Source organism: Vibrio sp. 2-Bac 85 (assembly GCF_037546705.1).
GTDB lineage: Bacteria > Pseudomonadota > Gammaproteobacteria > Enterobacterales > Psychromonadaceae > Psychromonas.
Window position 1 is genome coordinate 139,002 of sequence record NZ_JALAAB010000002.1, and the last position, 26,971, is coordinate 165,972.

At 36.5% G+C, this 26,971-nt stretch carries 16 protein-coding genes; 9 read left to right on the forward strand and 7 right to left on the reverse strand.

The window, feature by feature from the left end:
* Positions 1-120: 120 nt before the first annotated feature.
* Positions 121-990 (reverse strand): MYG1 family protein, encoded by an 870-nt coding sequence (locus tag MT390_RS03540; RefSeq protein WP_499439640.1) that lies wholly within the window; start codon positions 988-990, stop codon positions 121-123.
* 379 nt (positions 991-1,369) lie between these two features.
* On the opposite strand from MT390_RS03540, the gene MT390_RS03545 reads away from it, so the two are divergent.
* Positions 1,370-1,954, forward strand: coding sequence for a hypothetical protein (locus MT390_RS03545; RefSeq protein WP_166371371.1), 585 nt, complete (start codon positions 1,370-1,372; stop codon positions 1,952-1,954).
* 258 nt (positions 1,955-2,212) lie between these two features.
* Here the strand turns inward: MT390_RS03545 and MT390_RS03550 are convergent, their stop codons facing one another.
* Entirely contained in the window at positions 2,213-2,680 is a 468-nt protein-coding gene (locus MT390_RS03550; protein WP_166371369.1) for a hypothetical protein, read from the reverse strand.
* A gap of 547 nt (positions 2,681-3,227) precedes the next feature.
* Here MT390_RS03550 and MT390_RS03555 point away from each other — a divergent pair.
* The gene (locus MT390_RS03555) at positions 3,228-4,016 is read left to right on the forward strand and encodes an LEA/WHy family protein (protein ID WP_299662224.1); all 789 of its coding nucleotides are present in this window, start codon (positions 3,228-3,230) and stop codon (positions 4,014-4,016) included.
* 145 nt (positions 4,017-4,161) lie between these two features.
* Here MT390_RS03555 and MT390_RS03560 read toward each other — a convergent pair whose 3' ends face one another.
* Positions 4,162-5,655, reverse strand: a complete 1,494-nt coding sequence (locus MT390_RS03560; RefSeq protein ID WP_499439642.1) for an MATE family efflux transporter — start codon at positions 5,653-5,655, stop codon at positions 4,162-4,164.
* Between the two features lie 588 nt (positions 5,656-6,243).
* The gene (locus tag MT390_RS03565; RefSeq protein ID WP_166371363.1) at positions 6,244-7,827 is read right to left on the reverse strand and encodes a polysaccharide lyase family 7 protein; all 1,584 of its coding nucleotides are present in this window, start codon (positions 7,825-7,827) and stop codon (positions 6,244-6,246) included.
* An 890-nt stretch (positions 7,828-8,717) separates the two neighbouring features.
* On the opposite strand from MT390_RS03565, the gene MT390_RS03570 reads away from it, so the two are divergent.
* From MT390_RS03570 to MT390_RS03595, 6 genes are all read left to right on the forward strand, one after another.
* Positions 8,718-10,769 (forward strand): bifunctional 2',3'-cyclic-nucleotide 2'-phosphodiesterase/3'-nucleotidase, encoded by a 2,052-nt coding sequence (locus MT390_RS03570; protein WP_499439643.1) that lies wholly within the window; start codon positions 8,718-8,720, stop codon positions 10,767-10,769.
* Positions 10,770-11,463: 694 nt separating this feature from the next.
* Entirely contained in the window at positions 11,464-14,673 is a 3,210-nt protein-coding gene (gene pulA / locus MT390_RS03575; RefSeq protein ID WP_499439644.1) for a pullulanase-type alpha-1,6-glucosidase, read from the forward strand.
* Between the two features lie 553 nt (positions 14,674-15,226).
* The gene (locus tag MT390_RS03580; protein WP_499439810.1) at positions 15,227-16,651 is read left to right on the forward strand and encodes an alpha-amylase family glycosyl hydrolase; all 1,425 of its coding nucleotides are present in this window, start codon (positions 15,227-15,229) and stop codon (positions 16,649-16,651) included.
* 699 nt (positions 16,652-17,350) lie between these two features.
* On the forward strand, positions 17,351-18,649 hold the full coding sequence (locus tag MT390_RS03585; protein WP_499439645.1) for a maltoporin: 1,299 nt from the start codon (positions 17,351-17,353) through the stop codon (positions 18,647-18,649).
* Between the two features lie 282 nt (positions 18,650-18,931).
* Positions 18,932-19,744 (forward strand): MalM family protein, encoded by an 813-nt coding sequence (locus MT390_RS03590; protein ID WP_499439647.1) that lies wholly within the window; start codon positions 18,932-18,934, stop codon positions 19,742-19,744.
* A 64-nt stretch (positions 19,745-19,808) separates the two neighbouring features.
* A complete protein-coding gene (locus MT390_RS03595) occupies positions 19,809-20,768 on the forward strand; it encodes a glucokinase (RefSeq protein WP_499439649.1) in 960 nt (319 codons plus the stop codon).
* Positions 20,769-20,893: 125 nt separating this feature from the next.
* Here MT390_RS03595 and MT390_RS03600 read toward each other — a convergent pair whose 3' ends face one another.
* The gene (locus tag MT390_RS03600) at positions 20,894-21,469 is read right to left on the reverse strand and encodes a hypothetical protein (RefSeq protein ID WP_166371352.1); all 576 of its coding nucleotides are present in this window, start codon (positions 21,467-21,469) and stop codon (positions 20,894-20,896) included.
* Positions 21,470-21,704: 235 nt separating this feature from the next.
* On the opposite strand from MT390_RS03600, the gene MT390_RS03605 reads away from it, so the two are divergent.
* Complete coding sequence (locus tag MT390_RS03605) at positions 21,705-23,765, forward strand: alpha-amylase (RefSeq protein WP_499439651.1); 2,061 nt, start codon at positions 21,705-21,707, stop codon at positions 23,763-23,765.
* Positions 23,766-24,471: 706 nt separating this feature from the next.
* On the opposite strand, the gene malG is transcribed toward MT390_RS03605, so the two are convergent.
* Entirely contained in the window at positions 24,472-25,362 is an 891-nt protein-coding gene (gene malG, locus MT390_RS03610; protein WP_166371348.1) for a maltose ABC transporter permease MalG, read from the reverse strand.
* Between the two features lie 11 nt (positions 25,363-25,373).
* The gene (gene malF / locus MT390_RS03615; protein WP_499439653.1) at positions 25,374-26,942 is read right to left on the reverse strand and encodes a maltose ABC transporter permease MalF; all 1,569 of its coding nucleotides are present in this window, start codon (positions 26,940-26,942) and stop codon (positions 25,374-25,376) included.
* Between the last annotated feature and the right edge of the window lie 29 nt (positions 26,943-26,971).

Below are 26,971 nucleotides of genomic sequence, written 5' to 3' on the forward strand. Positions count from 1 at the left end.
CTTCGATCAAAGAATGGAGTTGAATAGAACAATTAAAGAAGGTGTTGAAGGGCTAAATTGAAATCTTAAGCAGTTAACAAGCGAGACAAATACTCAGCTTGTTAACTTATGGCTAAAAAACTATTCAGAAAGTGCCATTGATGCCATTTTCATGGTGTTTTCAAAAGATTCACAACCAGCAATGAATAAACCATTATGGCAAAACATAGCGTCTGTCAGGCCTGTTTCTTGTTGTAATGCTTCATCCGATAAACCAGCCCATGACTTAGGTAGCGACTTCCTATCTTCAAAAGAACCAAGTTCAACAGGAACAGTTTGAATTCTCCAATGTCCCGATTGAGATGGATAAACCATAAACAATGCTTCTTTAGACAAATTAAGCACCGTTCTTTTCCATGGCGTATATTGTTGCAGTACAATAAGGCGGGGATCTGCTGCTTCGGTAATAGCTTTCGCAACAATAGCTTTAGCGCTTATTCCACCATTAGCAGAGGCAATAAAACGAGATAGAACGACGTGAGCAAACTCTACCGCTTGGTCAAAACAGCTATCAAAATCACCATCTTCTTGCCAGGTAGGGTTAAACATCGAAATAGTTTGGCTTAAACTAATGCCTTGAGCAACCCCTTCTACATGTCCACAATCTATTGCATCAATGGTAGAAACTAAACCGGCATCCACTGAATTTGCAACATCTTGATCATTATTACAAATCGTTAGCCCATACTTTTTCCAAATTAGGCCAAATGATGAATATGGAATACCATTTTCACGCTCCCCGGCTCCACCGCGTTGATGATGGTCAAAGCGCCCTTCTTCTGGGTCATATTCGTCACCCACATCAATCACTAAATCAGCCTCTTGAATAACATCTAAGTTACGTGTTCTTACTAGTTCAAAAGTTGGAAAGATATATTTAAGGGCTGCGATACTGAACACATCGTCCGCATGAAAGTTACCATTGTGCGTTGCTATCGTTATATTTTTCATAGTTGTTTTCATTATTTGTTATAGAAGAAAAAGGATAAGAAAGCATCAAATAATAACGCTTTAAATTCTGATATTTTTATTGCAAGTTATTCAAAAATAAAGGCGGGATTCTACACTAAACTCGCTCATAAAAATAGGTTGAAATCTTTTTATTAACCCTGCGCAGATAGTATCTGCTGTTCCTTGATTCCCAAAAGCAATTGTAACCATGAGATTAAATTGTTATCGATTTTAATAAGTAAAATACCACGATCAAAACTGCTACTTACATTTGTCATACAAAATATAGTAAAAACGAGAAGTGAAGTATATTTTTAGCCTGTATATACCTGTTAAACCTAGGTAAGATAGGTACCTTAATTTTATCAAGGAGTTACAAATGAACATGTTGGATGAAGTAATAAATATTTTGACTTATTACCATGGTGAAAATAATTTTAATATGAATCCTCTTGTGCCACAAGAAATCGAGCATTATGCACGCGCTGTTTTAGATATTCCTGACCAAGAATATATCTTAGCCGCAATGCGTACCTCATTTACTCAGTTTCATAGGGGGTTAATCATTGGTAAAGATGCAATATATTGGCGCAATGACCATAAAATACTTACCACCGTTAATCAATTAAGTTGGAAAGAACTCAGCCAGCAAAGAAAAGATTTCCGTGCCCGTAGGCGGATTGTGGAATTAGGTAATGGTGCAGTGTTTGATAATATAGGTTCACTCAATAAAACCAGTACTATCATCAATATACTGGATTTATTAATCGATAAATATGATCAGCAAGAGAATGATAGTAATGGGTTCATTTTTGACGAAGACAGTTTATCAAAATTGATAAAATCTATTCCAGACAATAAAGCCGCCATTAAAGCTGAAAGTGCAGATAGCGCCTCAAATGCTGAAACAATTAGTTTTGCCTCCATCATTTCAAGCATGTTTAAAAAACTACTAGGTCGTTAGTACATAACTTAATAGTCCGCCTACTATTTCCACTATGTCTAATATAGATAGGAACGCGTTAAACACGGTTCCTTAACGGTTATTAGTTTGCTAAAAATAGCGGTCATGTCAACGTAATGCATGCTTTAAATCGCATTGACTCAATATAAACCTTACATTTTTCCTTATACTGAATATCCACAGTACTAGGAATGCACGCACTGTAATATTTGCTTTTATTAAATAATAAATGTGTTGTTATTACTTGAATTCAATAAATTAAAAAAATAAACCATGTGCGCCAGCTACACCACAAAAAACAGCAATTAAACTAACTGAAAGCAATATAGTATGCATCAACTGTAAATAGAAAAATGCTTTTTCAGTATTCTTTTCAGCTTGTTGATGAAACCACCGATGTAAAATAAGCGGCTCCAAGAGAAACAATACTAAGGTAAAAATAAACCAGACAAAAATCATAATATGAATCCACCAGTTCATTGTTGACCATGCATTCATCACATCTAGCATGTAAAAACCGGAAATACCTGTTATAACCGTTGTTAATTTAGCCTGAAAGCCAAACTTACCCTCAAGCATTTCAAATAGATGCAATTTATTATCGATAGACTTTGCACTACGGATAGATGGAATCAAAACCGTAGTAACAAATGCAACACCACCAATCCACATTACAATTGCAACAATATGCAATGCTCTTGCAATGATAAAATTATTGTACTCCATGACGATCTCCTAAAAGCTGTAAGTTATAATCGTTTTTATTTAGGCAACAATAACAAAAACTGCTTTTTAATCAATTGACTAAGTAACGTATCATTGATTAAAAACAAACTTATGGTCAATACAGGATCTGAACTCAAGTAATAAGATAAATGAAGTTTTATTTTTATACTTGGTTAGGCTCTATTGACCATCAGGTTTATTTGTAAAGAACGATAGGTTTCCCGGACACAAGTGAGCATATAAAGTTGACCTTATATCGCAAGTCAATCACTTAAGTGGACAAAGATTCTATATAAGTAATGAAGAAATTATTATTTTTCATAACAATTGTTTATAACTAGGTTGAGCTTTTGACTTGTTTAATTCATGCAATATTTTTATCTTGTTCTTATTTCAATTCAAAGAACTAACTATTGATTCTGTTATAATAAATGTTGAAAACTATAAATAATAAGTTGTAACTCATGATATGGGGTATCAACATTGCGCTATTCAACAACGAGTTGTAAATACTGCTTTACTAGAACTTAAATTAACAGGAAAAATTATGATTAAAAATTTAATAGTTGTTGCCATGATAACTTTGGTATCAGGATGTTCAACATTAACAGAAGGTCTTTTTAAACAACCACAAGTAGGTTACAAATCAATTGCACTAGGTGAAGTATCAATGGATCGTATTGAACTGAACCCTACATTTACTATTACCAACGAGAATGGTTATCCTATTCCTGTGAATTCAATTAGCTATGAACTTTCACTGAATAATGAAAAAATGTTGAATGGTGAAACCGATGCCATAGGCACTTTACCTGCAAATGGAGATAAAGATGTCAGTCTTTCGATTGCACTTACTCAAGAAACGCTAACATCCTTACAGCAGTTATTATTTAAAAATAGAAAATTAGATTATCAAGTGAAGGGTAATGTAAATACTCTCGGTCTACCAATTCCATTTGAAAAATCTGCGACTTTATATATACCAGAATTAACTATCGCAGATATGAAAGTGGTTAACGCTAGCTTTTCACAATTAGACATTGTTTTAAGTGTTGATGTAGACAACCAAAATGATTTCAATTTACCACTTGATGACCTAACATATTCAGTGTCTTCAAAGGGTAATGATCTTTTTAAAGGCGCACTAACGAGTCAAAAAATTAGTACTGGTAAAAGCAGCTTACAACTACCACTAAGTATCAAACCAAGTGATATGTTTAGCAATGTATTTTCTATGCTGACGAATCCAGATTTACCGTTACACTTTGAAATTAGCTCGCCATTGTTTACTAAATCTTATGATCAGACAATCAACCTTAGTAGTCTTTTAAAGTAGCAGCCTTTTAAATTAATTTAGAAGATTGGGGTCATTTTTGATGACACCTTATAAAAAGGTATTGATCATTAATATTCATCGTAGATCCTTGCGATGAATATTATTTTTAACGGATTTTATTTTTCAAATAGCAAATTAATCTTAATCAGCTTTTAGTTGTTTCTTTTCCCTCAATAACTTCGATATCCTTTAATTGCTGTTCAGTTAGGCATTCATCAGTATCGGAACACAGATAGATACGGCTAGAAGAAAATGGGGTTAAAGGGAGTACAGAATTAAGACTTATATCATCCTCTTGCTCACATTGCATTTTCGGATCATCACCTAATTTATTTAATATACGTAATGACCAACACCATGCAATTAAACCGAACAATATAGACCCAACGGCCTGCCCAGCAACAACACCTAACGCACCAAACCATTGTCCTCCAAAATAAACAAATGGAATAGTACCTATTGTTGCCTTGCCTATATTCATCATTGTCGATGTACTAGGAAAGCCTAAATTATTAAATGTTGCATTAGCAATAAAGATTAGGCCGTTAAAAACAAACACAATAGATAGCCATGTACAATAGAAACGAATCATCTCTTCGGCATCGCCCTGCGCACCAAAAATAGAGATTATTTGATTTTGTATCAGAAAAATAATCAAGGCGACAATAATTACGTATGCAGCTGTAAACTCGATAGCTCGTTTGCTAGTTAGGCGAACTCTATCATATAACAAGGCACCAAAATTTTGTCCGATAATCGGGCCAACAGCACCGGAAATGGAAAAGATCATTCCAAATGCAACCGGTAATAAACGCCCTATTACTGCCCATCCAGCAACAAATCCATCTCCGAATCCAGCAATCATCATAGTGACATAAGCATTACCAATAGGCGTGGCAATATTGGTACTCATTGCAGGAATGGCGACATTGAAAATTTCTTTTTGATCCGCTAACCAATGTTTAACATTAAATGTGCCCATTAGTTTATGTACTTTAGTCACCCCATAAATGGCAACAAAAGCAACAGCAAAGCGAGCGATAACTGAAGCAATTGCCGCACCGTGTAAGCCAAGATCAAAGGTAAATATAAATAACGGATCTAACAGTGCATTAACACCCCCACCAGCTAACGTTGTATACATTGCAAGTTTTGCATCTCCTACCGAACGTAAAGCAGCACCAGCATTCATGCCCAAACATAAAATAGGCAGTGACGGTAATAATATGCGTAAATATTCAACCGCTAGTTGATGTGTTTCTCCCTTTGCGCCAATTAAACTGACTAATTCAGGCGTGAAGTACCAAGTTACTGCTGCCACTAATGCACTGATAATGAACCCTGTACCGAGTATGTTAATGACTAATCGTCGTGCCTTTTCTCGATCTTGCTGCCCGATAGCTTTTGATACCAAAGCCGACATTGCAATTGATAAACCAATACTGATAGAAGTTGTGAAAAATGCAATTGTGCCGGCATAACCAACCGCTGCAGCTAGTTCGGTTTCACCTAACAAACTGATAAAGAAAAGGTCCGCTAAATCGACCAAAAATAATGCTGTTAATCCAATTGCATTAGTCGATGACATAACAATAATATGGTTAAAAATATTACCTGTAACAAACTTACCTTTTACCATTTGCGCACTACCATTTAAGAATGAATTTAATAAAACAATTTGAAGAAATGCTATTACAGCACTTTTAATGTTGTATTTGAATGAATAGATAACAATTAAAATGCTGAGCATAGAAGACAAAGACGGTAATTATCGCAATTTAATTAAATATTAGAGCAAATACTGGACATAAAAAACTGAATTTATTTAACGCATAAATAGTGTAGGATCTTTATTTTTTATATAAAAACATTAATGCAGAAGTGATAAATTTAAGCAACAAAATTGATAAGATCTTTAACGGATTTGATATAACTTATAAGTACACTTTTATTCAGAATCTTAGATTCAAATAATAAGTAACAAGTATCTAAATCATCTATAAAGAGTGAAATGAAGAATGAGAAATTATCGTAGCTAGTCCAAAGCAATTTAAAATATAAAGCCAGTAAAGGTACTGGCTTTATGTTCATTATTAGTAAAATATTCAATATTAGTTAAATAATCAATAGTTAAATAATCAATAGTTAAACGTTATCAAAAATTAAGACCCTGTAATGATTAATAGGGTCTTATTTACAGATTCATTATTTACAAAGTCGATTGTTACTATTTATATTGATCATGTGATGCTTTAATTTTGTAGAATGTTGCTTGAACATAATCTTCTGGGTCACCACTATTATTTTGGTTATATGCCCCTACTTTAAAGTACATGTAACGACCACCTTGGTCATAACCACTTTTGCTCATATCAACAACTTGAACTGCATCTTCTTTTCCATCACGTTTTACTGTCACCGTCATGGTATTACCTTCAACTTTGATTTGGTACGAGAATACTTCACCTAACGCAATACCATCGTCAACTTCACCACTTAAATCACCTACTAAACTAAAGTAATTATCTGAACCTTCCAAGGTATTTTCATGTGCAAAGTAAACAGAACCAGTATCTCTGTTTGGTAATTTACGGTAGTAAAGACGAATAGGTTCATCATCTTGATCATGGATTTGACCGATAATAAAACGACCTACTTGGCCTAATTCACCTGTTGAAGTGGTACTATCAACTTTCATTGTGACATCTAACACACCGTCTACACCGCCAGCGGCTTTAAGATCAGCTTCTGGTGCACTGCCAAATACCCAGTTGTTTTTGTTAACACCTTTGGTAGAAATAGATTTATCTCCTCGGCGTAACATTTCGCGCAACTCTGTACGAGTGTATTTAGTATTTTTAGACGTACGAGTACCTTTAACAAAAGTTTTAATCACTAAACCGCCATCATCCGCAGTATAAAAAAGTTCAGGTTGTTCATAACCTTGGTTTAAATACCACTCATTAACGTCGTCAGGTTTTCCATTTTTATCATGGTCAAAGGGTTGTGATAAATACCAAGTGGTTAAATCGAAGTTTTCTCCAGGTTTGTTACCCGCTAATGGCACGGCTGGAATAGTCGGTGATTTTAACGGTACATCCCACCATACTTTTTTACTACAATCAGAGATGGCTGAATCACATTTTAATGGCACGTGCGTACCAAAATCTCCCAATCGTAATGCTTTCATTTTTGCTTTTTCTTTCGCTTTTTTGGCTTTTGCAGCCTTATCTAAAATTTTGTTTTCAGCTTCATTAGCAGCAATTACATCAGGTGTAATAAACTCATTAGCAAGACATGTATTCACAGCACAATTTACCGCATAAAATTCAGTAACGCTGTTCCACATGTTTTTAGTATTACCATGGCCAACATACTTAACATAACGGGCTTTTACTGCTGTAAATGGAAAACGCTCTATCGAAGTAACTTTACCCGATGATTTAACACCTTCTAGCACCGTTTTCCATGTACTCCCATCTTCACTGACCAAAATATCGAAGTTACTAGAACGCTGATGGCCTTTAGAAAAAGCAATACGCACTGCATCAAATTCTGCCACTTGACCATAATCAAGCACAGCCCAAGAATTATCACCACTAGCAGACCAACGCGTTGAAATATCACCATCAATTAAACGATCTGGGCCGTTGCCATCATGCACACTTGATTCAGTTGCTACCACAGATAGCGGTGCCTGTGTACCAGCAAGGTTAATTGGACCTGTTAGTGCATTATCCGTTGTCGCACAACCAGACAATGCGATAGCAATAGAAGTACTTAGTACAAAACTCAATTTTCCGTTTTTCATTGTATCCCTCATTTTCTTATCTTTTAATAATTAAATAATACTTTTAAATTAGATTATGTATTTACTCTGCCATACTTAAAGTTGATCAATCTATTGGATTTTATTTTTCAACAACTAGCGTACCGCAAGATTTTATACACAGCATTGTTGTTTGTTAGAAAGTCTTAACTAGATCTCAATTTAGAGATTCAAAGGGTAAAGAAGTTAGACTAGCACCTCACAAAAACTCAATAAATACAGCATTCCACATAAGATAAAAACAAATTTTCAAATATTATCACTTGAAAAGTGATCATTAAAATTACATTAATTATAAACAATTTATGAATTTAAAATAGATAATATCTATCATTCAATAAGGAGTAATAATTAATATGATAATCCATAAAATGATACTTTAGTTGATACAACTGTCATCTAATGCGAATCAAAAAACCCTTATTTGTAGTACTAATAAGGTTTTTTGTTTGTAATTAATTATTGAAGGTAAGTATTAAAGTTAAGTACTAAGGTTAACTAATGAGGGTAAGTAATAAAGTTATTAAACGAGGTTGGTTGTACATTAACGGCTATTGAGAATTACATTATTATTAAATATATGCCCTGACTTTACCTACCAAGGAACATTGAGTTGAAAAATTTACCCACATATTTTGTTATGCTTTGTAATTAAAAAGATAGCAAAATTCATTAATATAAACTTCCTCACGTTTTATCTTGTATTGCTAGTGAACAATCACCTGCAGCGATAAACGATCAAAAGTAACCGATTAACAATCACAATTTAATAATGAATCGGTAATAAAAAGAAACGTATCATTCTTCGACTTTCTACGAACTAATAACCGTTTAGTAACAGGCCCTTATCTTTCAATAAAAAGGAATATACTTTGAACAAAACACTTCTCGCCGTAATGATTTCATCAGCATTTGCAATGTCAGGATGTCAGTCTTTAGATAATACCTATTCTGCACAATTACGTGTACTTGAAACCTCCGATATTCATGCCAATGTCATGGATTATGATTACTATCAAACCAAACAAGATATCACCATTGGTTTAGCTCGCACAGCAAGCCTAATCAAAGTCGCACGTGCAGAGTCTGAAAATACCTTGCTTGTGGATAATGGAGACCTTTTACAAGGCAGCCCGATGGGGGATTATATTGCCAGTGAATTTAAAAAAGGTAATGAGTTCTCCACCCACCCTACTCACAAAGCTATGAATTTATTGAATTACGAGGTCGGTAATATTGGTAACCATGAGTTTAACTACGGTCTCAACTTTCTAAACAAAGCAATTAACAAAGCAAATTTCCCTTACATTAACGCTAACGTTTATTGTGAATCCGATTGTTGGGAGGGTAAAAAAACAGGTGATAACCTTTTTACTCCTTTCATAATCAAAAAGACTCCTATTATCGATGATCAAGATATTGAAAGAACTATTAACATCGGTTACATCGGCTTTGTTCCACCTCAAATATTACAATGGGATAAACAAAATCTTGAAGGTAAAGTAACAGTAAAAGGGATCGTAGAATCGGCTGAAAAGTTCATTCCCGAAATGAAAGCACAAGGTGCTGACATTATTATCGCTATTCCTCACTCAGGTATTGGTTCCAGCGAAAATCCAAGTGATATTCATGCTGAAAATGCAACCTACGCATTAACCACCGTAAAAGGCATTGATGCAATTATGTTTGGGCATAGTCACTCTGTTTTTCCAAGTCAACAATTTGCTGATTTACCTAACGTAGACATTGCTAAAGGCCTCATTAATGGTGTACCTGCGGTAATGCCTGGTCGATGGGGTGATAACCTAGGGGTGATTGATTTTGATCTACAATACAGTAATCAAACTTGGTCAATTAAAAGTGCTAAATCAGAATCACGCCAAATCTATCAACGTAATGAAGCGGGGAGTAAAGTAGCAGTTGTAGAGGCTGATAAAGCTATCCATGATGCTGTTGCTGATGAACATAAAGGTACTTTAGCCTTTGTAAATGCACCCATTGGTAAAGCCACCAGTGATATGTATAGCTTTCTAACCTTGGTGCAAGATGATCCAACAGTGCAAATTGTATCAAATGCGCAACTACAATATGTTAAGGATCAAGTCGCTGCATCAGATAACAGTTCGCTTAAAGGATTGCCTATATTATCTGCGGCGGCACCATTTAAAGCCGGTGGCCGTCATAGTGCTGCTTCAGATGGTGATGCTTTTGTACAAGTGCCAAAGGGAGCATTGACCTATAAAAATGCAGCGGATTTATATCTGTATCCTAATACCGTGGTAGCACTTAAAATTACAGGGGCTCAATTAAAAGATTGGTTAGAATGCAGCGCCAATCAATTTAATCAAATCGACAAACACAGTAGCTCGCCGCAATATTTAATTAACTGGAAAGATCACCGTACCTATAACTTCGACGTGATCGATGGTGTCACCTACAAAATAGATGTCACCCAAGCCAGTAAGTTTGACAGTAATTGTACAGTGATTGACCCTACGGCAGAAAGAATTGTTGGGCTGACTTACACGGATCAGCAAGGCAAAAAGATAACGGGTGAGCAATTAGAAAAACAACAGTTTATTGTCGGTACCAATAACTACAGAGCCTTTGGTGGGAAATTTGCTGGTACAGGTGCTAACTATGTTGTAATGGAACAACCCGATACCAACCGCGATGTGCTTGCCGCTTATATCACTTCACAAACCAATACTCAGGGTGCGGTTAATCCTTCAGCTGACAATAACTGGGATTTTGTAGATATTATAACGCCTACAAAACTTGATATTCGCTTTGAAACTCAAGACAGTGAAACGGCGGATCACTTCATCAAAACCTATGCTCAACGTTCACTCACTAAAAGAGCAAAGCAAGACGAACTAGGTTTTGCGGTCTACAATATCCAACTGAGTAAAAAAGCGCAGTAAAGTATCAGCTATAGCAATTACTATTTAAGGTACTAAATCATGCTCTAACTGAGTAATGGCTTTAGGTTGATAAGTCATTAGATGAGTAACGGAAAGTCATTTCCGTTACTCATTCTATTAAATCTTCTATTAAGTGTCTGAGTAAACATTGCAGAGTACAAATTCAATTGATTTATATCTGGATACTCCTGAATTGATAGCGCCCTTTCCACAGCGTCTAACTCCAATAAATTCATTAAAAGCAATAATCAATTATAAATAGCAATCACCTATTTCAAGTAATAATCTATTGTAGATAGCGATCTATTATTAGTACAAACCACCTTCGGCCTTTTATTCGTCATTCCACCTACCATATAAATGTTTATCGATGGGAGATGACTTACATGTTTAAAAAATAGTAAAGCTCACATATTTACTTGTTCCTAAGCCTTCAATAAGTGATACAAACAACATTTTCAATTTTTTGCATCATATATCCCCCCTTCTACACCTCCTCAATATTAGCTAACAATGGAGGAGGTCCACCAATTAAAATCCCAATAACATAATGCCTGATACAAGGAAGATGAAGTAACAGTACTTATGACTTGATCCACTTCACTAAGGGAGCTAATCAGCGCTTTCTTTACGATCAAAAAAAGTCGTTATCTTTACTTCATTCAATATTTATTTATGCCAATGGGACATCTATATGAAATTTAAACTCAGTACGTTAGCACGCTATACCATGCCTTTATTAATAGCTTCAACACTGACAGCATGTATCGAGAGTAGTAACTCCACGGATAAAATACCTATTGAAAAAGATCCAATTGATCAAACGTCTATAGATGCAATTAAAGCAAAGGAAAATGAGGCGGTAATCTATGTCATGTCGGACGCAGTAAATCGCTTAGAGACCACGCTACACGTCTGGAATAATGAGGCTTGTAGTGCCCTTGATGGTGAGAAAATTAAAGGATTTGAAATTTGGGATCAAGGTGTTGCTGCAACCGGTGAAGATGAAAACGGTGTCTATTGGGTTTTGCCATTATCAAAACAAACCGCACAAGATTGCGTTAATTTTATTGTCAGAGCGAATGGTAGCCAATCAGCTGACTTAACATTATCTTTTGCCAATATTGCAGATCGTCAAGGTTTTGTAAGCGCAGATTTAACCACAATTTTAGATGATCCCAACGATACTATTACCGCAAAATTAGAAGATCTAAAAGGTGCATTGATTAATGCTAACACTATCGCATGGGAAGTCGGTGAAGCCGCTTCTTATGAATTGCATTACCTCGCCGATGGTGGCTTTAGCATCGACAATGCGAGTGGTGAAATAAAGTCATCAACCATCGCCATGACATTAACAGAAAATGCGCAGCTACCTGCTAATGCAAGTAAACGCTATAACAATTACCGTGCATTTGAATTTACTATTCCAGATGAGATAACTTTGCCCATTGACACATTAGTGTCAGGTCAATTAGTGCTCGTTGCTAAAAATACCAAAGGCACAATCCTTGAAGTTACAGGCGTACAACTTGCACCTGCATTAGATGGAATTTATGCCACGGGCGATACTGGTGCACAAACCGAACAATTAGGTGCCATCGTCAATGGTGATAGTACAACATTTAAACTATGGGCTCCAACAGCAAAAGAAGTATCACTCTACCTCTATGATCAAAATTTCGTTCAAGTCGGTCAAGCTATATCAATGACACGAAAAGCCAATGGCACATGGAATACAGATGACATCTCCAATACCCTTGGCCTTTATTATCGTTATCAAGTCAGTGTTTATCATGCTGCGTTAAATAACGTTGAAACATTACAAGTGACGGACCCGTATTCACTGAGTTTATCGGCTAACAGCCACTATTCACAGATAGTTGATTTAGAAAACCAAGCTAAACCTAGCGGTTGGGATGCTCAATCTATTACATCTGTTGCAGAGCCAGAGCAGTTACTCATTTATGAAACACACCTTCGTGATTTAACCTCAGCAGTTGATGATGGCGGCACTGATGCATTAGACGGTAAATACCTTGCCATCACAGAGCAAGATAGAGCGAGTTATAAACAATTAGTATCACTGGCTGATAATGGAATGAATGTTATTCACTTGATGAATATGTTCGATATCGCCACGGTCAATGAAGATCCGGCACAGCAAGTTCAATTAGATGACACAGTCGCTAAATTATGTGAAATAAATGACTCTGCAGCGATTTGTAATCAAGGAATAAGCGGTTCAACAATACGTGATGTGCTTGCAGGATATGATCCTTCGACAGGAGATGCGCAAGCTTTACTCAACGACTTAAGGGCTTATGACAGTTTTAACTGGGGGTATGATCCTTTTCATTACACAACACCTGAAGGCAGTTATGCAACAAATGCAAACGGCATCACAAGGGTCAAAGAATATCGCACGTTGATTATGCAACTACATGAAATGGGTTATCGAGTAGTGATGGATGTTGTTTACAATCATACCAACTCAGCAGGCACTAATGATAAATCAGTATTGGATAAAATAGTGCCTGGCTATTATCAACGCCTTAATGCAGCTGGCGCAATTGAAACCTCAACCTGTTGTTCGAATACAGCCACAGAACATATCATGATGGGCAAGCTAATGACTGACTCATTAGTTACTTGGGCAACGCAATACAAAATTGATGGTTTCCGTTTCGACTTAATGGGACATCAACCAAAACAGTTAATGATTGATTCACTTAATGCTGTTCAAGCCGTTGATCAAGATAATTACTTTTATGGTGAAGGTTGGAACTTTGGGGAGGTAGCTAATGATGCTTTATTCGTACAAGCTACACAGTCAAATATGGCGAGTACCGGCATTGGCACATTTTCAGACCGCTTACGTGATGCAGTTCGAGGAGGAGGCCCCTTCGATAGCGGAAATGATCTACGTAAAAACCAGGGATTTACCACCGCAGGATTATGGAATGAACTTCAAGAAGATCTTACTGCAGCTTCACTCAAGGTTAGAAAAGACGGAGATATGATCCGTTTAGGTATGGCAGGCAACCTCGCTAACTTTAAATTGATAGATCAAACGGGCGCAGTTAAACAAGGTAAAGAGATTGATTACAACGGTCAGCAAGCAGGTTATACCTTAGATCCGCAAGAAAACATATCCTATGTTTCAAAGCATGATAACCAAACACTTTGGGATAATAATATGTACAAAGTAGCATCACAGGTAACTTCTGAGCAACGAGCACAAATGCAAATATTATCACTCAGTATCAATGTGTTGGGTCAAGGAATTCCGTTTCTACACATGGGGTCTGAATTATTGCGCTCAAAATCAATGCAACGCGATAGTTATGATTCAGGCGACTGGTTTAATACAGTCAATTTCGATATGAGTAATAATAATTGGAATGTGGGTTTACCAAGACAAGATAAAGATGGTGATAACTGGCCATTAATCCAAACAATTATTGAAGATCCACAGGCTCAACCTACCAGTGCTGATATAAAATGGACCGATACACGATTTAAAGAACTTTTGAAAATTCGTACTAGTTCCCCTTTATTTAGCTTGACCACTGAAGAAGAAATACAAGCACGCGTTGATTTCCAAAATACAGGTTCAGATTCAATAACAGGATTAATAGTAATGAGTATTGATGATGGGACAACAGCAGGCATAGATTTAGACCCTAATATAGAAGCTATCGTGACTATTATTAATGCGACTAATGAACAACAGGTATTTCCCATTTCAGACGCGAATAGCTTTACATTACATCCTAACTTAGTCGACAGTAGTGCATCATTTATAGAAGGTACATTTACTGTACCGGCCTTATCGACTGCGGTATATATTAAACCACAGGACGAATCTCAAGGGTTGGGACTTTCTGTTAAACAAAAGTAGAAAACGCATTATTTCAATTACGAATTTAAGCTTTTATTAAAAAATAGCCGCTTAGATCAGAAAATATTAATTAAATTAAAAGGAGTAAATAATAATATTTTATAACCTATGCGAGTAGGTTATAAAGTATTGATAATAAATAAATTAAGCCTTCACCACCTTAACGATGAGTTAATGATTATTTAATATTAAGTACTTTTTCACTGGTTAAAAATAGTTAAAATATCAACTAAAAATTACTTAACATCATACTCCCTCTACTTCTACGCCCGCTTATTCAACCTACTAATATCAATCTCAGGTGGATTGCTTCCGTTGTGCAGTGTTTATAATAAGACATATTCTAATAAAAAAATGTACTTAAAAATAATTGTACTGTTGTTCTGAAAATTATTTATGATGAACGGGAGTAAAACAAACTACATTAGATTTTTTGTTTATATAAAAATAAAAAAATTAAGTGATTGAGTCTAGGTAGAGTTGAATTTTATTTAGGTTTTATTGCAATTAACTGCAATAGCCAAGGAGAACTAAAATGATGTATCAATCTAACATGAACACTATTGAACTGGATATATCAACACCCGAAGTATCAACCAATACAGACAGTTCTAAACAGGTAAATAATAAAAGTAACCAGCTAGGCAATGAAAATGTCATTTTACATGCCTTTGATTGGTCATACGCAGAGGTTGCTAAGCAGGCAAAAATTATCAGCCAAATGGGTTATCACTCAGTCTTAGTATCACCACCACTAAAATCTTTTAAACATGAAAATGGAACAGAATGGTGGCAACGCTATCAACCACAGGATTACCGTATTATCGATAATCAGCTTGGTAATACCCTCGATTTTTCTAATATGATCAAAAAACTCGCTAAATATGACCTTCATGTTTATGCTGATATTGTATTTAATCACATGGCCAATGAAGCCTATCTTCGCAATGATCTTCAGTATCCAAGTCAGGAAGATCTTCAAGACTATGCTGACAATCAATCTTACTATCAATCTTTGCTTCTTTTTGGTGATTTAAGTAAACCCTTGTTTAACAGCACACACTTTGTTGATGGTTTTGGCATTACAGACTGGAAAAATTGCTGGGAAGTACAAAATGGGAGAATAACCGGCGGCGCAGAAGACCCAGGATTACCCACACTTAAAGTATGTGACTATGTGATTAAACAACAACAGTCATACTTAAAAGCACTTAAAGGGTTAGGCGTAAAAGGCTTTAGGATCGATGCAGCAAAACACATGACACTCGAACACTTGCAACGCGTTTGGAGTAAAGATATCACCGAAAATATGCATGTATTTGGTGAAATCATAACCGACGGCGGTGCGACGGAAGAAGAGTATGAGTTATTTCTGCAACCCTATCTTGAAAAAACAAGCTTAGGATCCTACGACTTTCCATTATTTAACACTATTTTTGACGTGTTTCAGGAAAATGGCAATATCGAATCACTGATCGACCCCTATTGCTTTGGGCAAGCGTTAGTAAACTTTAGAGCAATTACCTTTGTAATAACCCATGATATTCCCAATAACGATAGCTTCAAGGATTTGATTTTATCAGAACAAAACGAATACTTAGCCTATGCCTATATATTAGGTAGAGATGGTGGCGTGCCATTGATTTATGCTGATTTAAATACCAGCGGTATCGAAGGTGAAAATCATCAACCACGTTGGGTAAACGCTTGGAAAAATAAACGCATGCAACAAATGATTAAATTTCATAATTATGTCCATGGGGAGAAAATGATCCCTATTTTATCTAATCAAGATCTGCTGATTTTTGCACGAGGCGATAAAGGGATCGTTGCCATAAACAAATCCGATGCTGATACCTGTATCGATTTTCAATGGCATCGAACAATGCAAGATATATTAACTGAGCAGCAGTTTAAAATTGAATCAGAAAAACTACACTTAATCTTAGAAGGAAATTCTTATTTAATGTTAATTTAATACCATCAAAGGTTATCTTGATAACCCCGTTAGCTTTCAAGGCTAAAGGGGTTATCTACTTAGCAACTTAACTAACTACTAACTACTAACTACTAACTACTAACTACTAACTACTAACTACTAACTACTAACTATCATGCTAACCGCTAACCGCTAACCATTAGAAGTCTTTACCTAGAGGCTTGCAACGTAAATTTTCATATAAGTACTTTCCAATTTTGTACTCTTATTTTAGGATTAATTTCAATCTAGTTTGCTCAGTCCATTTTAGCAATTTCATCTGCTTTGATTTAACGCAATATTATCGTCATTAGCAAATTATTAGTCTTCTAAATCGTCATAAATTAGTTACAAATTTCGCTCAAATTTAAGAATCGGAGGCGCATTAATATTACCTTGATCACTATTTTTTAACTGTCTCCTCCCTAAATCCGTGACCCCTTCTGCATTTTTATTTTAATGGCGTAACTCTACTCCTTTCTCCCCCCCCCTAAATAAAATAAAGGTGGAGGAAGTCAGCCATCTTTATCTCACCTAACATAGTCAACGTTGAGTCACCTTGAAGGGAGGAAACTCCTAAACACTAACCTGTTGTTGCTTAAACTTTTTACAGTCTATCTAACAAGTTAAAGGAATAACGGAGGAATAATAAATAACCAATCGTTTTAAAATTAGCGAGTTAAAAATGGAGTTGATAACATGAAAAAAATAAGTTTAATCGCAGCAGCAGTATCCACCGCATTGCTTTCTAGCTCAGCATTTGCAGTAGATTTTCACGGTTATGCTCGTGCAGGTGTTGGCATGAACGCAGATGGCGGACAACAAATTGCTCACGAGAAAAATAAAATTGGTCGTTTAGGTAATGAGGACGATGTTTATGGTGAAATTCAGCTAGGGTCTGAAGTTTATAATGATAATGGCAAAACTTTTTATCTCGATTCAATGGTTGCGATGACCTCTAACGGATCAAATGATTGGGAAAGTACTGGTACTTCTTGTGAGCTTGTCACTTCAGGCACCCCTCCTGAAGACGCAGTAAAATGTAAAGATGATGCTCAATTTGCCTTACGTCAGTTTAACGTACAAGCAAAAGGTTTAATTTCTGCTGCTCCGGAAGCAACGTTATGGGCCGGTAAGCGTTTTTACCAACGCCATGATGTGCACCATACGGATTTTTACTACTGGGATATTTCAGGTGCGGGTGCGGGTGTTGAAAACATTCAAGTAGGACCAGGTAAATTATCTTTAGCTTGGGTACGTAACGACCGTAGTCATATCGAGTCTGACAATAATCTTAACGATAGTGGTAATAATGGTGGATCAGTAAACGTTAATACTTTTGATGTTCGTTATGCTGGGATTTCATTATGGGAAAAAGCGAGCTTAGAAGTTGGTCTTGATTATGCGATGGTCAATGACACCGATGATATCGTTGGAGATCCTCAAGACGGAGTCATGACTACTTTTGAGTTAACACAAGGTTTAGATAATGGCTTCAACAAAACAGTATTCCAATATGGTACTGAAGGCTACAGTAAATCTTTAGCCTTTTACGGTAGTGGTAACTGGTATGGTGCTGAAGCAAAAGACGGTGCTTCTGGCTACCGTATAATCAACTGGGGTGTACTTGGTTTTGGTGAAAACATTGAGATGTTGCATCAGTTAGTTTATGCCGTTGGTGAAGATATGTGGAAAGGTCATGATAAAACAAAAACCATGTCCGCGGTTATTCGTCCAGTCTACAAATGGGATGAAAATCATAAAACTATCCTAGAGCTAGGTTATAACATTGATGACACAGACGGTGATAAAACCAAAAATAGTAAAGTAACTATTGCGCAAGCATGGACAGCCGGTTCAAGCATCTGGGCTCGTCCTGAAATCCGTGTTTATGCAAGCTACATTAACCAAGACGCAGATAGTGGTGCGAATGCCTTTAACGGTGGTCGTGACGACAGTACTATGCAGTTTGGTGTACAAGCTGAAGCTTGGTGGTAAGCCACTAACTTCTTAATCTACAACACAGTCGATGTCTGGCTGTGTTGTTTACTTGCTTGACTGAGCATTATTTTTTAAAGCAATATTATTTTTAAACCAACCAATTTTGCAATCCAGCTATCAATTTTCAATCCAAGTAGATGGATGGTTTAAAAATAATATACAAGAATAAAGACAAATCACCTTTTAAAATACAGGTATAATTAACACTTATTTTTCTCATTTTTAATCAGTAAAGATATAAAGTGGCAGAAATGATACTCACAATTAGGATAATCAATTATGAAAAAATGGATAGCACCAATTATTTTATCAACTTTAATTGTAGGTTGTGCAAAAACACAAACAGTAACTCTCGACGTTCCTCAAGAAAATCAAGTTGCCATGAATATATCAGAGATCACATGGTCAGCCCTGGATATCCCTACTAACATTAAATTTTCTATTGATAAATCAAACCAATTATTACTAAACGGAGAAAGTGCAGGTCCTATTGCCAGCTTCACGTTACCCGGCAATAAAGGTTCATTAGATATAGAAATTGAAAGTTTTGTCGATAGCAAAAATACTTTTTATGCACCTACTGTTGTGATCCTAAATAAAGCCGGTGACCTTATTGACCAAAAGTCCTTCAGTGACTTTACCTACGAGCCAGCAAAATTGTTAGATAACGATAAATTTACCATCGCGTTTAATGTCATGCCTGATATGAGTGGTGATAACCTTAAATTATTGGTATATACCACTGCAAAAGATTTAGTTGGTTCAACACCAATTTTACACCCTGCAAAAGCCTTTGCTATTGCTAAGCATACAGTACAACCTATTATCGACGATCCGCTTGCTAAACATGTTGCCTACGGTAATTTCAGCTTAACGCTTACTAGCAATCAAGTTGTGACTACACGCATCATTAACACCACTGATAATATTCCTGCAGGAACTGACCTTGAAAGTTTCTATAAAAAATCAATCCAAAATGCCGTTGCAAACGAAGATATCCCAAAAGCATTAAAGCTTTTGGAAGAAGCTAAAAATCTGCAAGTAGAAGGCGCACAAACAATTTTTGTTGATGCTATCAATAGTTATAAATAACAAATTATAAAGAAAAGATAAACGTAAATTAAAGTTGAAAGTTAACAATTATTTAGGAGAAAAAATGTCAGCTGTTGTAGTCGACCTTGGCGGCACAAATATTAGATTTTCAGTTTGTGATCTTGAAACGGGTAAATTGAGCAAACTGGTCGAGTATGTTTGTGCGGACTTTGACTCTATAGAACAAGCTTTGTTAGCTTATTTTTCAACATTGGACAGTGCAGTTAATGATCTTTGTATCGGTATTGCCTGCCCCGTGGAAAATGATCAAGTAACCATGACCAACTTAAGTTGGTCATTTTCACAAAAAGCACTTAAAGAACAATTAAACTTAAACACTTTGTATGTAATAAATGATTATACTGCGATCTCTTTGGCAGTGCCTTTCTTAGCTGCATCAGATAAGTTTCAAATCGGTACAGGTACTGTTCAGGAAAATGCTAACACTGCTGTTTTTGGACCTGGTACCGGATTAGGTGTATCACATATCATAAAAGTAATTGATAAGTGGATCAGCCTAGAAGGTGAAGCGGGTCATGTTAGCTTTACAGCAAACACTCGCCAACAATCGGATATTTTATTTCAATTACAAGCTAAGTTTGGCCATGTTTCTGCAGAACAAGTGATGTCAGGACAAGGTATCGTTAATTTATATCAAAGTCTCTGCAACTTTTCGCAACAAGCCCCTCAATTTATTCAGCCTAAACAAATAACACAAGCAGCACTGAATAATGAATGTGTGATAGCACGACAAACTTTAGATATCTTTTGTCAAATAATGGGCAGCTTTGCCGGTAATCTCGCGATGAGTTTGAACTGTACTGGTGGTGTTTATATTGCTGGTGGCATCGTGCCGCGTTTTCTTGATTTTTTTGAAGCGAGTGAATTCAGACAATATTTTGAAGAGAAAGGACGTTTAAAAGACTATTTAACTAAAATACCTACTTTTGTTATTACTCACAAGAACCCAGGTTTACTAGGTGCAGCAACTTACCTACGCCAAGAGTTAAAATACATTCACTAATCACTTAAAAAGGTGCTAGTTCTAGAACAAAATCAACGTCAGCGCATATTTTTTCTGACGTTGATAGCAATCGCATCAGCCTTACAATTGGTAGTTCAGTTGATGGTTCGCTCCTGTCATCAAGCTTAAAGCTTAAAAAAGTTAACATTTATTACTACACCATCACTTACAAACTCAACGTATCGGCTTGGGTTGGCTTGTTGTTGTTGCGTCTCAGGGTACCATAGCAACCTCCTAGGCGAAGAGATTCTGCCCTTATTCATAAACATCATCACCTCTCTATCAACGATATGAAACGGCTTTGTCTTAAGTTGCTCTGTGATATCAATATGCTTGCCTGCTATTTCAACCCAAACTAAAACATAGCCATCCTTACGAATATTGAGTTGAAGTTGGGAATAATTGCTGGCCGTAAATGGCGCGTTTAATTGTATTTTGTTTACATTTTCCTTTGCTAACCATAAATAGCCCTGTACAGGCGTTGTATAATAATTAACAACATCAGAGCAAAATTCTTTCCCTTCTTCTTTTTCGCCGCAATCAAATAGCTCCTGACTTTTGTTTAATAGATCAACAGACCATGCCGGAATATCGTCATCTAACATAGGCGATAACCAAGGCAAGCTTAAAGCATTCGGATAAGCTATTAACGTAGAACAAAATAGGCTACAGATTAGCGAAGTAAAAACATTTTTTTTCATAAATGACTCGTGCGTCCTTTATTGTTGGATAAGTTAATAGCTGAATAATTGAATAGCTGTATAACTAAATGATCAAGATGATATTAGTTTACCTGTTTACATAAACAGAAGTATCATCCTTAAAAAATTGACAATAGAGGTCTACGTTGAAAGCAAGGGGCGTAGATGTACGGTTGATGTATCGAGGGAAACTATTTTATATGATGTCTGAAGGTAATTAAAAGAAGGTAAAATAATGAAACTCAATACTCTTTTTCTCACATTATTAATTGGTGCTCCGAACGTTTTTGCGGCCAATATTGCAATTTCTACCACGACAAATAGTCGACAGTTTGCACTCGATGATGAGCGCCCCTTGATTGTCCAGCTTTCTAAAGATAATTACACCATAACTATCTCTGAGATTGATGGTAAATGTGCTCCTGACAGCGTGAAAAAAGTAAAATTTAATAAACCCTTAGCATTAAATTGTGGTTCACCGACAGAACTTGATTTACAGATCCGTTTTAGCGGGGATTATGCATTCACATTTAATGAAAGCCCCCCTTCTTTAAGAATTAATCGGCAACCTAAAACGGCTCAAAAGACTACGTTTAAACGCCCTCTTCCCAATGTGCAATGCGAAGCCTATTCAGGTGGCGAAGTTACTATTAATCTGAACAATCTATACAAAGAATCCACAAAATTACGAGATGCTTACTCAGGCCGTGTTGTCGAGGTTAAGAATAATAAGGTAACACTTACACCTTCACCCGATAGCAGTGGATTAGTTTTACTTGAAAAGTTACCCGCAGCAGGCGCGACTCAACAACAAGCTCCATTAAATTGGAAAAACGCAAATATTTACTTTGTAATGATTGACCGCTTTAATAATGCAGATACCAGTAATGATCAATCCTATGGACGCGATAAGGATAGCCTAGATGAAGTCGGTACATTTCATGGTGGCGATATTAAAGGTGTCACTCAAAAACTGGATTACATCAAAAGTTTAGGCACTGACGCCATTTGGCTATCTCCGATTGTTGAGCAGGTACATGGGTTTGTAGGCGGTGGAGATAAAGGCAGTTTTCCCTTTTATGCATACCATGGTTACTGGACACGGGACTTTACTAAAATTGACCAAAATTTTGGAGATGACGAAGACTTAAATGAGTTAGTCAAACAGGCGCATAAACGCGGAATGAAAATACTACTAGACGTAGTCATTAACCATGCTGGTTATGCTACCTTAGCCGATCTTCAATTCGATAAAATCGATGTTGTGACACCTCAGCCCAATTGGCCGCCTCAATGGTCTGCTTGGAAGCCCATGTCAGGACAAAACTGGCATAGCTTTCACCAGCAAATAAATTATAAAAGTTCACAATGGCAACATTGGTGGGGAAAAGATTGGATAAGAGCAACATTTCCCGGTTATCAGTCACCAGGGAATAGTGATATCACATCCTCTTTAGCAGGGTTACCCGATATGATAACAGAGTCCACCAAAGCGGTAACACCTCCTGAATGGCTACTCAATAACCCAGGTACGCGTGTTGCTAAACGCGCTAATTTTACTGTTTCAGATTATTTAATCGAATGGCAAACCGATTGGGTGAAACGATTTGGTATCGATGGATTTAGGATCGACACCCTCAAGCATGTTCAACCTAGTGTTTGGAAAAAGTTGAAATCAGAAAGTATTAACAGCCTAGAAACTTGGCGTAACAATAATGATGAATCTGGTTTACCCTTTTTTATGATGGGTGAAGTGTGGGGACATACAGCTTATCGTAGTCCTTACTTTGATGATGGATTTGATGCTTTGATTAATTTCGATTTGCAAAAGAAAATGGATAAAGGCGCAGCTTGTTTCAGCCAAATGAATGCTACCTATCAAAACTATGCTAATACTATACAAGAAAACAAAGACTTCAATCCTGTCAGTTATATGTCGTCACATGATACTGAGCTATTTTTCAGTCGCTTTAACTCTCTAGATATGCAAAGAAATGCTGCAAACGCATTGCTGCTGACTCCCGGCGCGATACAAATTTATTATGGAGATGAAGTGGCGAGAAAAATTGGTCCATATGCTGATGATTTTCATCAAGGCACACGCTCTGACATGGTGTGGGATTTAGATAAAGACCGTCAATCCTTGCTAACTCATTGGAAAACTATTGCTAAATTCAGAAAGGATCATTCTGCAATAGGAGCAGGAAAACATAACGTAATCAAACATGACAATGCTTACGTATTTAGTAGAATTTTGAAAGACGATACCGTTGTGGTTGCTTTTTTCGGCCATTAACCGATTACATCAATTGTCTCAATGAAGTAAAAAGACTGACAATATTGAGACAATTCACTTCTTTGTTTATAAGCAACTGCTTATAAACAAAGAGCCCTCTATAATTAATAGTCATAAATCAAGGCCTATTAATGCCCTCATGATGCTAAAGCCACTGCAATAACGCCATCAAGATAGTGTGAGTGTGTAAATGAGTAACAATACAATCGAACTGTTCTAGTTCATTTAGAGATTAATAAAAGCCAACCTTGAATCTAGTTCTATCAATAGCCTTAATACCAATCCTAAACCAATCTCAACATACCAAACCTTTCCATAACTTGACGAAGAAATCTTCACTTTCAATAGTATTTTCTTTTAGCGCCTTTAGTACAGCGATATATATACATTCAGAACTACTCTGAACGAGGCTATTTACGTTTTTTTTCTTAAAAAAGCATTCATTCACACTACCAATAAAATAAATTGTATAGATAAAAAAGAAGGGAAATATACAACTGTTTAGTTTATAGCTGCGCAGAAAAGCAATTATAAGGTTAATAAGCTCGTACAATTAAAAATTAAGAGGGAGTACCGCCATTTATAAAATCAATTAGTAAGTGAGTCAATCAATGATGATTAAAGTAGGCTTAAAATAGTTAAAAAAAACGCAATTTACAAGGTGGGATAAATTGCGTTTATTAAATCGTTCTAAAAGTTAAGAATACTACCCTTTAACACCTCCAGCCGTTAATCCGCCCACTAACCAACGCTGTGCTAGTAAAAACACACCAGTAATAGGTAATGCCGAGAGTACCGCTGCTGCTGCAAAATCACCCCATAAATAGTTTTGAGGATATAAGTACTGTTGCATGCCGACTGCTAACGTATAGTTATCAACATCGGATAATAAGAGTGAAGCTACAGGCACCTCACCAACTACAGCAATAAACGAAAGGATAAACACAACTGCTAATATCGGAACCGATAAAGGCAACAACACTAAGCGGAACGCTTGCCAAGGTGTAGCACCATCTAAAGCGGCCGCTTCTTCAAGTGAGTTATCGATGGTCTCAAAGTATCCTTTGATGGTCCAAACATGCAGAGCAATCCCGCCTAAATAAGCAAAAATCAATCCACCATGGGTATTTAATCCAAGAAATGGAATGTATTGTCCTAATTTATCGAATAAGGCATACAGAGCAACTAATGCCAATACTGCGGGAAACATTTGGAAAATCATCATCGCTTTCAAAATGGCACTTTTACCACCAAACTTCATACGCGCAAAAGCATAAGCAGAAGTTGTTGAAAGAGCGACAATTAAAATTGAAGAGATACTCGCAATTTTAATTGAATTCCACAACCAGGTTAATACTGGAAACGGAGGCGGCGTGATACTACCATCGGCATTAGTAACAGAAAAACCTAACGCCAGCTTCCAGTGCTCTAGTGATGGATTTTCGGGGATCAAGCTGCCTGTTGCAAAGTTGCCTTCACGTAATGAGATCGCGACTACCATTAATAATGGGAAGATAATAAATGATAGAAAAACCCAAAGTCCTATATGTGTTGCCCATACTCTGTATTTTAAATTTTTGCCTTGTACTATAGCCATCGAAAGTCCCCTTAATCTTGTTCGAGTTTTGTGAAGCGAAGATTTAGCAATGCTAAGCCGCCCACTAATAGGAAAATAATTGTTGCAATGGCACTTGCTAGACCAAAGTCTTGTCCGCCAGTTCCTTCAAATGCAATACGGTAGGTATAGCTCACTAATAAGTCTGTATAACCTGCTGGCTCAGTAGTGCCAATCATATTCGGTCCACCACCCGTTAATAGGTAAATCATTACAAAGTTATTAAAGTTAAAAGCAAAACTTGCAATTAATAACGGTGTTAATGGTTTAATCATTAGAGGGAAAGTAATCTTAGTAAAGTTTTTTAATGGTCCAGCACCATCGATTGCAGACGCCTCATAAAGATCTTGCGGTATAGCTTTTAAAAGCCCCATACACAGGATCATCATATAAGGGAAACCAAGCCAAGTATTAACAATTACTACCATGGTTCTTGCGGTTATTGGGTCTGAAAACCAAGCTGGACTGATGCCGAATAAGGCTTCTAATACCATATTTATTTCACCAAAACTTTGGTTAAATAACCCTTTAAAAATAAGAATAGAGATAAAGGCAGGAACTGCATAAGGCAATATCAATAATACTCGATATACTGCACGCCCTTTTAGTGCTTCCCATTGCACTACACTCGCTAACACCAAACCGATAATTAAGGTCAAAAAAACTGACAATGCTGAAAATACAACGGTCCAAATAAAGATCCCTATAAAAGGTTCTTTAATCCCTTCATCTTTCCATACCTTCTCAAAATTTGCAGTACTGACATTAACTACAAAACCAGGTGAAATAGGGTCACCTATAAACGCATTATTTTCATTAACGACTTGATAGAATCCTATTTCCATATTCGCTTTAAGTCGCTGCTCGGTTTCATTGTTTAATAATGTTTCGCCATCGGATTGCATACTATAAAGAGGTTGTATCGCGGCAAATTTTCGTAGCCCACTCATGCCCACCACTTTGCCGTCTGGCAAAGTTAAATTGATGTTGTTGAGCTTCGCCCTATTCTTGATGATCGATTTTATTTTTTGTTTTTTACCATCAACTTTTTGTACAGCCTTAAGATCAACATTTTGTCCGGCAGCAACATCCATTGAAAAATCATCTGTCGCCAGTGTTTCGCCATTAACAATGACCGCTATACGGAAACCTTGCTCTGTCTGATAGAGATTAAATGGATAACTTTGACCGCTCTGAAATGTTCTATCCAACAAGACACTTTGTGCCCGCTCTATAGTTAATTGGTTTTTTGCACTGTAGTTAGTAAATGCGAGGCTAGTGGTATAAACCAATGGAAACAAAATAAATAGGATCATGCCCGCAATACCAGGATATATATAGCGATGAGCATAGGTTTTTTTACTACCAAAAATATACAGTGCCAATGACGTTAATATGACCGTAAGTAATGCAAATGCAAGCTCTCCACGAGAGTACATTACAATCGACGCATAACCGTTTACGATAGCAACTGAAACTAGAATGGCCCATTTTATTATCACTCCCCAACTGATAGGAAGTGGAGATGGTGCAATGGCACCAGAACCTTGAACTGACTGCATATAGAACCCTGTTAACTAAAATCAACTCC